Here is a 12,708-nt window from a genome sequence, read left to right as displayed (position 1 = left end):
GATTATACACTAGTGATGATTCGAGTTCTACTTCTAACTAAAAGCAATGGGTGTGTTGAACGGAAAGCGAGTACGATAACCCCCGACCCGGGCGCGAAGATAAACACTTGTATACCGCAGGTGACCTAGCCCAAGCAGATGACGCGTACAGCGGAGAAGATCAATGCCCTCGTCCGCGAAGATGGCTCCTTCGAGGAGGCACTCGAGTCGATTCGCCAGACGGTCGACGAAAACGGCGGCGAAGTCGAGTGGGCGGACGTTCGAGATGACCTGACGAGTGGGCAGTGGGGTCGATTGATCGAGAAAGGGGTACTGGTCGATGGTGACGAGGGATTCGAGATAGCCGACCGGGAGGCGTTCGATAGCGCGCTCGACGGCGACGCCGAAGGGGCGGCAGATCTGCCGGAAGTCGACGCGGAGGCCTCGAAATGGTCACAGTGGGACAAACTGGCCGGATTGGCGTCGGTCCTGTTTATGGTCGGCTACTGGTTCGACTCCGTTCGAGATTCGATCGGCGGAGTTATCGACATCGCGCTCGGTCCGCTGGCTGCTTCGATGCCGTTTTACACCGTTATCCTGGCAGTCGCGATGTTGACGGGGCTGTATTCGACGCTCCTCCAGGCGAACCTGATGGACATGGAACGCATGGGCAAGTACCAGGAGCGGATGAAAGCCATGCAGGACAAACGCAGCGATGTCCAGGAACGCAAAAAGGAAGCCGAAGAACGAGGCGCAAGCGAGGCCGAACTCGAGAAACTCGACAACGAACTCGACAAGGTCCAGGAAGAGCAGATGGAAGCCATGGCGGACAACCTTGGCATGTTCAAAGAGCAGTTCCGACCGATGGTCTGGATCATGCTCTTTACCATTCCGCTGTTCCTCTGGATGTACTGGAAAATCCACGCGACCGGCGATCAGGTGGTTACCGAAACCGTCATCATGCCGATCGCCGGCGAAGTCGAGTGGAGCGATGGCATCATCGGTCCACTCCGTGCGTGGATTGTCTGGTATTTCCTCTGTTCGATGGGATTCATCCAGCTCCTGCGAAAGGCGCTCAACATCGATATGTCGCCGGCGACGAGCTAGGCCGACACCGTTTTCAGCCGCTGCCCGAAGGCTCGAGTTTGCTACCTCTGTCCAATATTTTACCCCGGGTATTCAGATTCGGCTACCACCTCATGGGAATTGCTTCAACACTCTCTCACGTGCTCCGACGTTGAGTCGGTATGTTCGCCGGATGCCACTTCCGAGACTATGTCTCGAGGAACCGGTGGTGAAGGTATAACTCGTTCTTTGACCGTAGATCGAGTAACGTGACGTCCCCATCGGTAATGACTGCGCGGCACCTTCTAACAAGGCCACGCTTCGAGGGAAACGATTCAAAACCCATTTTACCAGTCCGAACGCAGTTCGACCATGTTACTAACCGTCTCCGGTCCACCGGGCGGGGGAAAAACCACGAACGCCGAGTTGCTGGCCGACGAATTCGGCTTCGAGCACGTCAGCGGGGGCGATATTTTCCGACAGCTGGCCGACGAGCGCGGCTATACGCCACTCGAGTTCAATAAACTGGCCGAGGAGAACGATCAGATTGACCGCGATCTGGACCGGCGACTCCGCGAGATTGCCGTCGAACGCGAGGATCTAGTGCTCGAATCGCGACTGGCGGGCTGGCTCGCCGCCGAGCAAGCTGACCTCAAGTTCTGGCTCGATGCGCCCCTCGCCGTTCGGGGCGAACGAATCGCCGAGCGAGAGGAAAAAACGCCCGAACGAGCAATGGAGGAAACTCGCGCACGCGAAGCAAGCGAGGTCCATCGCTATCGCGAGTACTATGGCATCGAGTTCGACGACCTCAGCATCTACGACCTCTCGGTGAACACCGCACGGTGGGGTCCGGAATCGGTCGCCGATATGCTCGTCACCGCCGTCGAAGCCTACGATAGCCGGTCTGACGAGGGGAAAACACCTGTCGACATCGACGCGGAGTTCTAATGATTCGACGTGGCCCGCCATCCGAGCGACCGCCCACAGCTCTGTTACAGTTCGGGGTCGTCAATCTCGATAAGCCCCCTGGTCCGTCCTCCCATCAGGTGAGCGGCTGGATTCGTGACGCCGTCGCAGAGACGCTCAGCGAGGCTGGTAAGACACCGATAGATCGGGCTTCACATGCAGGTACGCTCGACCCAAAAGTCACCGGGTGCCTCCCGCTCATGCTCGGCCACGCGACCCGTCTTGCCCCGGCATTTCTCGAGGGGCGAAAGGAGTACGTCGCTGTCCTCGAGTGCCACGGGCCGGTACCAACTGATGCCCGATCGGTCATCGCAGAGTTCGAAGGACCGCTCTACCAGAAGCCGCCACGAAAGAGCGCTGTCTCACGTCGGTTGCGAGTTCGCGAAATATACGACCTCGAGGTTCTCGAAACCAGCGAACGGAAGGTCCTGTTACGGATTCGCTGTGAGAGCGGGACCTACGTCCGGAAGCTGTGTCACGACCTGGGGCTGGCACTTGGCACTGGAGCCCATATGGGTCATCTTCGACGAACCGAAACGGCACCGTTCGACGATTCGACGCTCGTCTCTGCGTACGAACTCCTCGACGCACTGGCGTTCTGGAACGAAGACGACGATCCGGACCCTCTCCTCGAAATCGTCCAGCCGGCCGAACGGATTCTCGAGGGCCTCCCGGGGATTACCATCGCTCCCAGTGCAGCCGAGTCGGTCGCCACCGGTGCGCCAGTGTACGCGCCCGGCGTTATCGACGCGGACATCGAGTTCGTCGGCGAGGACGGTTCGCCTCCGCTCGTCGCCTGTTATACTCCCGACGGAGCGGCTATTTGTCTGGGAAAACTCGTCGGCGACCCCACAGCCGATACAGGGACGGTCGTCGCGCTCGAGCGCGTATTGGTGTAGGGTATTTTGGCTTCTGTCGGCGGGTAAAACACGGGCTCGAGTCAGTCTGCGGCCTCGTCTCGAGCGAGTGCGAGTACCGTGGCTTCGCCGTCGACAACGACACCGTCGTCCGTGCGAGCGATCGTTTCGACTCGGAATTGATTGTCGCCGAGCGCTTCGACAACGTTTGCAGTTGCCGTGACCGTCTCGCCGGGATACACTGGCTGCTCGAACGAGAGGTCCTGTGAAAGATAGATGATGTCTCCAGGGAGTTTGGCCAGCGCGCTCGAGATAACGCCTGCAGCGAGCATTCCGTGACTGATCCGGCCATCGAAGAGGCCCGTTGCCGCGTACTCCGGATCGAGATGTAGTGGGTTGTCGTCGCCGGTGATGTCCGCGAACTGTTCGATACGATCCGTTGTAATCTCTCGGCGCGAGCGCGTCTGGTCGCCAGGTTGAGCTATCGACATACGTACTGATTCGGCCGAACCTGCCTGTACCTGCAGGTTGATACTCGAACCGACAGCGTCGAGGGTTGATAGTCGAACGTCAGGATACTTGGTCGCTGAGAAACCTACTAGATACTCATGAGACAGGCGACCAACGGCGACGTTCGGCTGGCCTACGAGGTCAGCGGGCCATCCGATGGCGAACCGGTCGTGTTCATCGAGGGACTGGGCTACGGCCGGTGGATGTGGCGCTGGCAACAGGAGCCACTCGCCGCAGACTATCACACGGTGCTGTGGGACAATCGCGGCACGGGCGAGTCGGACGTTCCCGAGGGACCGTACTCGATCGAAACCATGGCCGCCGATCTCGAGGCCGTCCTCGAAGACGCCGGTATCGACCGGGCACACGTCGTGGGGGCGAGCATGGGTGGGATGATCGCCCAGCGCTATGCCCTCGAATACGACCGGGCGGCGTCACTCTCGCTGTTGTGTACGACGCCGGGCGGACCGGACGCCGTGCCAGTGCCGGACGCGACGCAGGAACAAATGTTCGCCGCGCCCCCCGATGCCGACGAACGCGAGCGCATCAAACACCGAATGCGCCCAGCCGTCTCCGATAGCTTCTACGAGAACGAACCCGAACTCGTCGAACGAATCGTGGACTGGCGACTCGAGAGCGACGCCAGCGACCCGGCGAAACAGGCACAGGCGGCTGGCGTGGCGACGTTCGACGCGACGGACGAACTGCCGAACCTCGAGACGCCGACGCTCATCATGCACGGCGAGGCCGACCGTGTGTTGCCCGTGGAAAACGCACACCTGCTCGCAGAGCTATTGCCGAACGCCAGACTCGAGGTTGTCGGGGGCGGCCCACACCTGTTTTTCATCGAGTCGGCTGACTGGGTCACAGATCGACTCGAGGCGTTTTTCGAAGCCAACCCGATCGACACTGGAGGTGTCTGAACGGATGGCTGGTGCATTGAGAGGAAGTGAACGGATACCCCCTCGGAGCAAGGACGTGGAACACGGTGATTCACCGTGAACTGGAGTGACGAACCGTATCGGTGGGTTGGCGATTGGGCGGCACGACGCGCATCGCTGAGCCCCAACCGAACCGCCGTCGTCGACGCGACAACGAAAACGAGCGTCACCTACGGCGACCTCGAGGACCGGGCAAATCAAACCGCGCGCCTGTTGGAAACGCACGACGTGACTGATGGTGACCGTGTCGCCGTCGTCTCGCGGAACCGACTCGAGGTGTTCGACCTGTTCTTTGCAACAGGAAAAACCGGCGGTGTGCTGGCTCCACTGTCCTATCGGTTGGCACCTCCGGAGTTGGCCGCGCTCCTCGACCTGGTCGACCCGAACCTGCTCGTTATCGAGTCGCCGTACGTCGAACGGCTCGAGCACGCCATTGCTCGCTCGTCGGTCGATCCGGCAGTCCTCGAAGTCGAGACAGACGATCCTGCGGGCGGCTGGGACGTCTATAGCGACGAACGGCCATCGGATTCGAGTCCAGTTGCGTCCCGGGAACGGTCCCTCTCTGATCCGCACCTGCTGTTACACACCGGCGGTTCGACCGGGACGCCCAAGGAGACGACGATCACCCACGGCTCGATTTACTGGAACTCGATGAACACCATTACCGCCTGGGGGCTTCGTCCGGACGACGTCACGCCGATGGTGTTTCCCACGTTCCACACCGGGGGCTGGAACGTTCTCACGCTCCCGCTGTTTCACATGGGGGCGACCGTCGTCATCGACCGCGAGGTCGAACCCACACGCGTCCTCGAGCAGGTCGAAACCTACGGCGCGACGATTCTCGTCGCTGTTCCCGCCGTGTTACGTGCGATGGCGACCGACGACGACTGGGAGGCAACCGACCTCTCGAGTCTTCGCTTCGTGAAAAGCGGCGGCGGCCCCTGCCGGGAAACCATCGTCCGTGCCTGGCAACGGCGTGGAGTCGACTTCTCACAGGGCTACGGATTGACCGAAATCGGGCCGAACAACTTCGCGATGCCCGACGATTACGGCGACGACAAGGTGGCGAGCGTCGGCAAACCCGTCTTCCACGCGGATGCGCGGGTGGTCGACGAGGACGGGGTCGAACTCGACGACGGTGGGGTCGGCGAACTCGAACTGACCGGCCCACACGGTGCGCGCGAGTACTGGCGCAATCCCGAGGCGTCAGAAGAAACCTTCGGAGAGCGAGCATCGGACTCGAGTCCCTGGGTATCCACAGGCGATCTGGCTCGAATCGATTCGGACGGCTACTTCCACATCGAGGGGCGAAAGAAGAACATGTTCATCAGCGGCGGAGAAAACGTGTACCCGCCAGAAGTCGAGGATGTCATCACCGAACACGATGCCGTCGCCGAAGCCATTGTCGTCGGCGTTCCCGACGATCAGTGGGGAACCGTCGGCAAGGCGGTCGTCGAACTCGCCGAAGGATATGGCCCCGATGTGGGAACGACGGGCCACACCGTCGAAACTGCTGACGGCGGAACGGGAACCGCAAACATGGGATCGGCCGAGTCTACCGAGAGGCAATTGTCACTCACGCTCGAGGACCTCGAGGTGTTCCTTGACGGCAAACTCGCCCGATTCAAGATTCCCAAGTATCTCGCGTTCGTCGACGAGATGCCGATGAGCGGCCCCTCGAAGATCGATCGTGCGGCTATCGAAGATCGATTTGGTGGTGACGGGACGTGAGTGGCACCCCCGAGGCCGTATGGCTGCCACGAATCTCGTTTCGACACGGCTGGCATCGAAACCGACAGCTACGGTTATGGTCATGGAAACCATGTGATAGATCATGATTGACTTCACGCTGGACATGGAGCAGTACGACTGCCCGTTCATCGACACCAGCGACGACCACGATGTCGCGTTCACGGCCGTCCAGTGGGAGTTCGATAGCCGGCGACGCGAACTCGAGACGCGGATGATGGTCGAAGGCGAGGACCGCTCGATTCTCGAGTCGGGCCTCTCGACGTTACAGGCTCACGACAATATGCAAGAGTGTACGTTGTTCAAAAAGCACGAGGGGACGGCACTGTTGCGAACCGTTATCGACGAAACAGACGCTATGCGCGTTATCCGGGACAATCACGGCTACATCACTGGCCCGTTTCACATCGAGGATGGAAGTGAACGCTGGGAGGTCGGATTCGATACCGGGGACACCGCCGATGACGCGCTCGCAGAACTCGAGCGGAACAACGAGTTCGACGTTCTCGCGGAAGACGATTTCGAGCTGACCGAACTGTATGACCTGCTCGAGAACGCCGACGCTGCGAGCAACTTACTCGAAGGCTGTCGGTCGTTATCGGAGGTCGAACGCCAGACGCTGGCGGTCGCAGCGAGAAAAGGCTACTTCGATCAACCGCGGGGAGCAACGCTGCAAATGCTCGCCTCGGAGTTCGACATCTCGGACACAGCCGTCTCGAAAAACGTCCGCCGAGCCGAACGAAAGATCCTCAAACGCGTCGTCGACGCGATGGAAGGAATCGAATGACTGCGCGGTAATTCACATCGTTTTTTGCCATGGACTCCAACACTACGAATATGCATCAGGCACATATCGTCGGAGTCGGAATGACCGACTTCGGCGTTCACGAAACGCCACTCACGGAACTCTTCGCCGCTGCAGCGTTCGACGCGCTCGACGATGCTGGCGTCGGCGGAGAGGCAATCGAATCGTTCTATCTGGGGAACGCGATGAGTGGCCAGTCCGAACGGGATACCCATCTCGCGCCGACCATCGCGAGCCACCTTGGACTGGCCGGGATTCCCTGTCAGCGCTACGAAGACGCGTGTGCGACCTCCTCGAATGCGTTCAAACACGCCGTTCGCGCGGTCGAAGCCGGCCAGCACGACGTGGTCCTCGTCGGCGGCGTCGAACGCTGTACGCCGACGACCGGACTCGAGACGCCCGAAATGACGTCAGTGTTCGCGTCGGCGTCACATCGCCAGTACGAACAGCCAACGGGCATCTCGTTTCCCGGCGTCTTCGGGCTCCTGACGACCCGACACATGCACGAGCACGGTACGACCGAGGAACAACTCGCTGCCGTTGCCGTCAAGAACCACGGCCACGGGACGCTCAATGATCGCGCACAGTTCGGCACCGAGACGACAGTCGAAGAAGTGCTCGACAGCCCCATCGTCGCCACGCCGTTCCGACTGTTCGACTGCTGTCCGTTCTCGGATGGCGCCGCTGCCGTCGTCGTTGCGAACGAAGACGTCGCTGCCGACATGGAAGCAGACTCAGTCGCTGTCACCGGTATCGGTCACGCAACTGACGTCGTTCCACTCGCCGAAAAGGAGGATATGACGGCCACCCAGTCGGCACGGGATGCCGCGACCCAGGCCTACGAGGCGGCCGGCATCGGTCCAGAAGACGTCGACGTGGCAGAAGTCCACGACTGTTTCACCGGCGCGGAAATACTGGCTATCGAAGCCCTCGGATTCGTCGAAGACGGCGAAGGGGGCACGGCGGCCGTCGAGGGCACGACTGCACTCGGTGGACGAATCCCGGTTAATCCGAGCGGCGGGCTGAAAGCCAAGGGCCACCCTATCGGAGCAACCGGCATCGCGCAACTGGTCGAACTCACCGAACACCTTCGTGGGGAGGCCGGCGAACGCCAGGTCGAAGGGGCAACGCACGCCCTCGCACACAACCTCGGTGGCGACGCTGCAACGACTGTCGTTTCGATCCTGGAGGGAGATGCATGAGCGAGACAGACTCGAGCGAGGCGACCGAATCGCTTCCGGAACAGTTGAACCACCGTACCTGGACGCAAGCGCTTCGTGAAGGGAGGCTTCTCGGCCAGCGCTGTCGCGACTGCGGCGCGGAAACTGCAACCCCGTCTGGGGCGTGTAACACCTGTGGGTCGCGCGAACGCGAGACCATCGAACTACCGACGACGGGCACGCTCTATACGGAAACGACGGTCGCCGTCGCCCCCCAGGGGTTCGACGGGGGCTACAGGGTCGGTATCGTCGACCTCGGTTCGACTCGCGTGATGGCCCGACTCGAAGGCGACAGCGACATCGGTGACTCGGTCGAACTCGCCGGCGTGCTCGAAGTCGATTCGCCGGTCCCTGTCTTCGAATAACGGATTCGTCCGACCCGGTCACACCCGCCTCGGACTGCTGGAACCCAAACGTCTTTTCGACTCCCGGACGTGGCCCGAGATACGATGACGAACACTGACCACAGTGGCGACCATCCGCGAGCGAACGGGATGCCTACTCTCGGCCTCGGCACCTGGCAGCTCGACGATCCGGAGCAGTGTGCCGAAAGCGTCGCCAACGCACTCGAGATGGGATACCGACACGTCGATACTGCCCAGGGCTACGACAACGAGGAGTTCGTCGGCCGCGGCATCGAAGCGGCCGACGTGGACCGCAGGGAGGTCTTTCTGGCGACGAAAGTATCGACGTCGAATCTGGCTTACGACGACGTCATCGAGACGACGAAAACGAGCCTCGAGAAACTGGGTGTCGATGCCGTCGACCTGTTGTACGTCCACTGGCCTATCAACACTTACGACACAGAAGAAACCCTCGCGGCGTTCGACGATCTCTACGACGACGGGTACATCGAGCGCGTGGGCGTGAGTAATTTCGAGCCACGACACATCGAAGAGGCGGTCGAGACACTCGATGCACCGATATTTGCCAACCAGGTCGAGTGCCATCCGCTGTTGCCACAGACCGAACTCCGGGCGGTCTGTGCAGCCCACGAAATCGAACTCGTCGCCTATTCACCGCTCGCTCGAGGGAAGGTGTTCGACGTCCCTGAAATTGGGTCCGTAGCCGAGAAACACGACGTCAGCGAAGCGCAGGTCAGTCTGGCCTGGCTACGTGAAAAGGGGATTACGGCGATACCGAAAGCCACTGGTACTGACCACCTCGCGGACAACTTCGCTTCGCTTTCCCTCGAGCTAGACGACGAAGACGTTACAACGCTTGACAGCATTGACAGTGTCCACCGCGAAGTCGATCCCGATGCGGCCCCTTGGAACCTCCAGTGAGGGTGTTGCCGTCGGTTACAGTGTTCGATCGTCCACTGATGATCATAGCGAGAGGGTCATTGAAACGATCCATACCCCCTATCCCGATGTCGCCCTGCGGCAGGGTGCGCAATAATTTTCACTGGCTACTATACCACGACACCGGCATTGTATGATGTTCGAGCACTGACTGTTCGATTCGAGTGATCGTCTCGAGGAGGAAAGTTTACGGTATCGCAGTCGATTTGGTTGGATAATGTCTACCCGTGCACGCAACCGAGGCGGTGGTGGGATCGTCGCCGCGGTGAAGGTTGATCTGGCGCTCTTACACGGGGCGTGGATGGAACTTATCTTTCCCCGACAGCGTGGCCGTGGCCACTCCGTCATGGGGAAGTGGAAACCCGAAACGCTCCCACAAAAGATCGGGTACGCCCTCTGGAGCGCGATCGGCGCACTCGGTCTCTTGCTCGTGTACCCGCTGACGGTCATCGGACTGGCAACGCGGTTTTACGCCGCCAAACTCGACTCGACGGCGACGCGACTCGGTATCGTTGGGGCAACCGGGGTGGCACTGCTTTTCTGGGGTATCCTGACCGTTATTGCCCACATCCAGTTGCCCTGGGACGCCTTTCTCGCCGTCGCCGCCGCGAGCGGCGTCGCAACGCTGTCGACTGCACTGGCCGCAACCTGCTCGAAATTCGGCGGTCGCCCCCTGTCCGTTGCCCTGGCGTACCCGTTCGCTATGACGGCCCTGTTTCTCCCGCCGGTCGTCGCCGCCCTGGTAACACCCTCGCTCGAGCCCCACGTCCTCGAGCCGAGTTACGATCTGGCCGTCTGGTTGCTCGACACCGTTCTCGTCTTCGGCGACCTGAACACGTATCTCCGTGATAACTACCAGCTCGAGGGAGTCGCCTACGCGGGCATGTGGCTCGGTTTTTCGTTCCCGCTTGGCTGGTTCCTCGGTGCGATGGTCGCGCTGGCGAACGTCGTCCGGCCGACGAATTAACACGGCCTGTCGTCCCTTGCTGAGTGCTCCGTCAAGCGCCGACGGATAAATTTACACCGCCCATCCTCGGTTCCGCATCCGACATCCTTAGGAGAAATCCCATCGTATCTCCCCGTATGGCACTCGAGTTCGATCTCCCGAAAACCGTTGGAGCGTTCGCACTGATCGTGGCAGTCGGCGTCGGTATTCTGCTAACCATGCCGATGGGAATGGGGACCGACACCGTTCTGATGATGGTGCTCCCATCGATGGCCGTGTTCGGAGCGATTGCGCTCGCAATTGGCGTCAAACACGGCGAGTATCGAGCGACTCAGTAGTTCACTCGAGTGTGGATTACGGGACGAGCAGGACGGGAATTTCGTGTTTCTGGAGAAGTCGCTCGGTCGTGTCGCTCTCGAGAACCCGATCGAACAGGGATTTCGACTCGTAACCGAGGATGACGAGGTCGATATCTTCCGAGGCAACGATATCGGTAATCGCCTTTCTGATGACGGCTCTGGAATCGGGATCGCCCTCGATGAGTCGAACCTCTGCTTCGACCGACGCTTCGTAGTTGTCGCCGAGCGACTCGATTTCGCTCGCCGCTATCCGTGCGGGGTCCGCTTTAGCGTCACTGATGTGTGTCGCCACGACGTGAACGTCCTCTCTATCGCCGAAGAGCTCGAGGGTTGCTCGAACCGCTCGTTCGCTAACCGGCTGGATATCGAACGGCACCAGTATGTTCATATAGACACGTTATCCGCCACCGCCCTAATGATTGTGGAGAATTGCACCCTCGGTTCTCGAGGGAGAACACCATCCTCGGCTCGGGTGATGGGGGATTCCAGATACGACGCATCGTCACCACTCTCGAGAGGTGAGAGCGTTCGTCGTTCAGAGTGCCTAACCGCGGCGATCTGAAGTCAGAAAATTAGTTGCGGACGACGTTCGTCGCGCGAGGGCCTTTGGGGGCCTGTTCGATGTCGAATTCGATCTCGGTGCCTTCTTCGAGGTCCGGGCCGCCGACGTCTTCCATGTGGAAGAATACGTCATCGTCCGCGTCGTCCGTCGAAATGAAACCGTAGCCGCCTGTGTCGTTGAAGAAATCAACGTTTCCTTTCGCCATTGCTTCTAAACACAACGCCGATACACGGTTAAGGCTTGCGAGGGTCGTGGTACCACGACCGTTGGCTTCGGAGGCTTCGTTTCGCCCAGTCAACTGGAGACCCGAGGTAACCCTCGAACCTACATGTAGCCCAGATCTCGCAGCCGAGCCATCAGGTCCTCTTTGTCCTGAGCGCGACCGGCCCGCTCGGTCGTTCCCTCGAGGTCCTGCAACCAGGCCGGCTCGTCTTCGGCCTTTTTCGTGCTGATCTCACTGCCCAGCGACCGGAATCCCTCCCAGTATTTCGGGGAGACGGGGATGTCAGCCTGCTCGACACCCTCCGGAAGGTCGTCTGCACTCTCCGGGACGTACCCCTCGTCCGGGAAGTGCTCGACCGTATCGGGGACGACGAACTGCCAGAACGCCTCCCAGACGGCGCGTTCTTCGAAGTGCAAAATCGGTTGGACGCGGTCGTGTGGCGGGTAAATGTCCGGGTCGTGACGCGGCGAGAAGAACGTCTCGTCGGCACGGGCTTCCTGTTCGTCCCATCGAACGCCGGAGATGACTCCGTCGATGTCGTACTCCTCGAGTGCGTCGTTGAGCGCGACGGTTTTCAGCAGGTGATTCCCTGCGTAGGTGTCGAGCAAGAACGGGAACGACTCGTCTTCGTACTCGAGGATGTTCTCGATGTGATGCCGGTTGTGCTCGTCGAGGTCCGCCACGGGAATGTCGTCGCCCGGCTCGAGGCCGTGTTCGTCGACGTACTCGCCGATATTGGTGTTACGAGCGAAGATGACGTCGAGGTCCCACTCCTCGGCCCAGTGGTCGACGAACTCGATAATCTCGTCGAAGTGCTGGTAGTGGTCGATGAAGATCGCTGGCGGTACCTCGAGGTCGAATCGGTCCGCGACCTCCTTGACGATGTACAGGACGAGCGTGGAGTCCTTGCCGCCGGTCCACATCACCGCCGGGTTTTCGTACTGCTCGAGGCCCTGGCGGGTGACCTCGATGGCCTTCTCGATCTTTTCGTGCACGTGCGGGTAATCCGTTGGATCCTGATCGGTGCCGTCTTGATAGTTGACGTCGACGTAGTCGGGAAAGTTCTCGGACATATCGTGTAATTAGATATAATTACCAGGGATAAACCGCTTGTGGCGGCGGAAATCTCTGTCGGTACTCGAGATGAGAAGAACACTCATAGTTTCGACTCACGATGTACCAGATTGTTCGTTTCCTGAACAGGCATACATATTTAGAGGTT

At 60.2% G+C, this 12,708-nt stretch carries 15 protein-coding genes; 11 read left to right on the top strand and 4 right to left on the bottom strand.

Features of this window, described 5'->3' with window-relative positions:
* Positions 1–138: 138 nt before the first annotated feature.
* The 3 genes from NLK60_RS05625 (at position 139) to NLK60_RS05615 (ending at position 2,909) form a co-directional block, all read left to right on the top strand.
* Positions 139–1,086 carry a DUF106 domain-containing protein gene (locus NLK60_RS05625; RefSeq protein WP_254809907.1) on the top strand — a complete coding sequence of 316 codons (948 nt, stop codon included), beginning with the start codon at positions 139–141 and terminating at the stop codon, positions 1,084–1,086.
* A 330-nt stretch (positions 1,087–1,416) separates the two neighbouring features.
* Positions 1,417–1,992 (top strand): (d)CMP kinase, encoded by a 576-nt coding sequence (gene cmk / locus NLK60_RS05620; protein WP_254809906.1) that lies wholly within the window; start codon positions 1,417–1,419, stop codon positions 1,990–1,992.
* Positions 1,992–2,909: an RNA-guided pseudouridylation complex pseudouridine synthase subunit Cbf5 gene (locus NLK60_RS05615; protein WP_254809905.1), complete on the top strand. Its 918-nt coding sequence runs from the start codon at positions 1,992–1,994 to the stop codon at positions 2,907–2,909. Before cmk ends, NLK60_RS05615 begins: the two co-directional genes overlap by 1 nt.
* Positions 2,910–2,950: 41 nt before the next feature.
* Here NLK60_RS05615 and NLK60_RS05610 read toward each other — a convergent pair whose 3' ends face one another.
* Positions 2,951–3,358, bottom strand: a complete 408-nt coding sequence (locus NLK60_RS05610) for a MaoC family dehydratase (protein WP_254809904.1) — start codon at positions 3,356–3,358, stop codon at positions 2,951–2,953.
* A gap of 117 nt (positions 3,359–3,475) precedes the next feature.
* Between NLK60_RS05610 and NLK60_RS05605 the strand changes: the two genes are divergently transcribed.
* The 8 genes from NLK60_RS05605 (at position 3,476) to NLK60_RS05570 (ending at position 10,680) form a co-directional block, all read left to right on the top strand.
* Positions 3,476–4,300, top strand: a complete 825-nt coding sequence (locus NLK60_RS05605; protein WP_254809903.1) for an alpha/beta fold hydrolase — start codon at positions 3,476–3,478, stop codon at positions 4,298–4,300.
* A 75-nt stretch (positions 4,301–4,375) separates the two neighbouring features.
* On the top strand, positions 4,376–6,049 hold the full coding sequence (locus NLK60_RS05600) for an AMP-binding protein (protein WP_254809902.1): 1,674 nt from the start codon (positions 4,376–4,378) through the stop codon (positions 6,047–6,049).
* Between the two features lie 103 nt (positions 6,050–6,152).
* The gene (locus NLK60_RS05595; protein WP_254809901.1) at positions 6,153–6,854 is read left to right on the top strand and encodes a helix-turn-helix domain-containing protein; all 702 of its coding nucleotides are present in this window, start codon (positions 6,153–6,155) and stop codon (positions 6,852–6,854) included.
* A gap of 50 nt (positions 6,855–6,904) precedes the next feature.
* Positions 6,905–8,074 carry a thiolase domain-containing protein gene (locus tag NLK60_RS05590; protein ID WP_254809900.1) on the top strand — a complete coding sequence of 390 codons (1,170 nt, stop codon included), beginning with the start codon at positions 6,905–6,907 and terminating at the stop codon, positions 8,072–8,074.
* Positions 8,071–8,457 carry a Zn-ribbon domain-containing OB-fold protein gene (locus NLK60_RS05585; RefSeq protein ID WP_254809899.1) on the top strand — a complete coding sequence of 129 codons (387 nt, stop codon included), beginning with the start codon at positions 8,071–8,073 and terminating at the stop codon, positions 8,455–8,457. Before NLK60_RS05590 ends, NLK60_RS05585 begins: the two co-directional genes overlap by 4 nt.
* An 84-nt stretch (positions 8,458–8,541) precedes the next feature.
* Positions 8,542–9,378, top strand: a complete 837-nt coding sequence (locus NLK60_RS05580; protein ID WP_254809898.1) for an aldo/keto reductase — start codon at positions 8,542–8,544, stop codon at positions 9,376–9,378.
* 235 nt (positions 9,379–9,613) lie between these two features.
* Positions 9,614–10,363, top strand: a complete 750-nt coding sequence (locus tag NLK60_RS05575) for a hypothetical protein (RefSeq protein WP_254809897.1) — start codon at positions 9,614–9,616, stop codon at positions 10,361–10,363.
* A 116-nt stretch (positions 10,364–10,479) separates the two neighbouring features.
* Positions 10,480–10,680 (top strand): DUF7333 family protein, encoded by a 201-nt coding sequence (locus NLK60_RS05570; RefSeq protein ID WP_254809896.1) that lies wholly within the window; start codon positions 10,480–10,482, stop codon positions 10,678–10,680.
* Positions 10,681–10,696: 16 nt separating this feature from the next.
* Here the strand turns inward: NLK60_RS05570 and NLK60_RS05565 are convergent, their stop codons facing one another.
* The 3 genes from NLK60_RS05565 to NLK60_RS05555 form a co-directional block, all read right to left on the bottom strand.
* The gene (locus tag NLK60_RS05565) at positions 10,697–11,089 is read right to left on the bottom strand and encodes a universal stress protein (protein ID WP_254809895.1); all 393 of its coding nucleotides are present in this window, start codon (positions 11,087–11,089) and stop codon (positions 10,697–10,699) included.
* A 184-nt stretch (positions 11,090–11,273) separates the two neighbouring features.
* On the bottom strand, positions 11,274–11,468 hold the full coding sequence (locus tag NLK60_RS05560) for a cold-shock protein (protein ID WP_097009945.1): 195 nt from the start codon (positions 11,466–11,468) through the stop codon (positions 11,274–11,276).
* Between the two features lie 119 nt (positions 11,469–11,587).
* Positions 11,588–12,559 (bottom strand): phosphoadenosine phosphosulfate reductase family protein, encoded by a 972-nt coding sequence (locus NLK60_RS05555; RefSeq protein WP_254809894.1) that lies wholly within the window; start codon positions 12,557–12,559, stop codon positions 11,588–11,590.
* Positions 12,560–12,708: the final 149 nt, after the last annotated feature.

This window comes from Natronosalvus amylolyticus (genome assembly GCF_024298845.1).
Classification (GTDB): Archaea; Halobacteriota; Halobacteria; order Halobacteriales; family Natrialbaceae; genus Natronosalvus; species Natronosalvus amylolyticus.
This window is presented reverse-complemented; position numbering and strand designations above follow the sequence as displayed.

Coding starts and splice junctions, on each gene's coding strand:
- NLK60_RS05625 (WP_254809907.1), top strand. CDS start 139: ATGACGCGTACAGCGGAGAAGATCAATGCCCTCGTCCGCGAAGATGGC.
- cmk (WP_254809906.1), top strand. CDS start 1,417: ATGTTACTAACCGTCTCCGGTCCACCGGGCGGGGGAAAAACCACGAAC.
- NLK60_RS05615 (WP_254809905.1), top strand. CDS start 1,992: ATGATTCGACGTGGCCCGCCATCCGAGCGACCGCCCACAGCTCTGTTA.
- NLK60_RS05610 (WP_254809904.1), bottom strand. CDS start 3,358: ATGTCGATAGCTCAACCTGGCGACCAGACGCGCTCGCGCCGAGAGATT.
- NLK60_RS05605 (WP_254809903.1), top strand. CDS start 3,476: ATGAGACAGGCGACCAACGGCGACGTTCGGCTGGCCTACGAGGTCAGC.
- NLK60_RS05595 (WP_254809901.1), top strand. CDS start 6,153: ATGATTGACTTCACGCTGGACATGGAGCAGTACGACTGCCCGTTCATC.
- NLK60_RS05590 (WP_254809900.1), top strand. CDS start 6,905: ATGCATCAGGCACATATCGTCGGAGTCGGAATGACCGACTTCGGCGTT.
- NLK60_RS05585 (WP_254809899.1), top strand. CDS start 8,071: ATGAGCGAGACAGACTCGAGCGAGGCGACCGAATCGCTTCCGGAACAG.
- NLK60_RS05580 (WP_254809898.1), top strand. CDS start 8,542: ATGACGAACACTGACCACAGTGGCGACCATCCGCGAGCGAACGGGATG.
- NLK60_RS05575 (WP_254809897.1), top strand. CDS start 9,614: ATGTCTACCCGTGCACGCAACCGAGGCGGTGGTGGGATCGTCGCCGCG.
- NLK60_RS05570 (WP_254809896.1), top strand. CDS start 10,480: ATGGCACTCGAGTTCGATCTCCCGAAAACCGTTGGAGCGTTCGCACTG.
- NLK60_RS05565 (WP_254809895.1), bottom strand. CDS start 11,089: ATGAACATACTGGTGCCGTTCGATATCCAGCCGGTTAGCGAACGAGCG.
- NLK60_RS05560 (WP_097009945.1), bottom strand. CDS start 11,468: ATGGCGAAAGGAAACGTTGATTTCTTCAACGACACAGGCGGCTACGGT.
- NLK60_RS05555 (WP_254809894.1), bottom strand. CDS start 12,559: ATGTCCGAGAACTTTCCCGACTACGTCGACGTCAACTATCAAGACGGC.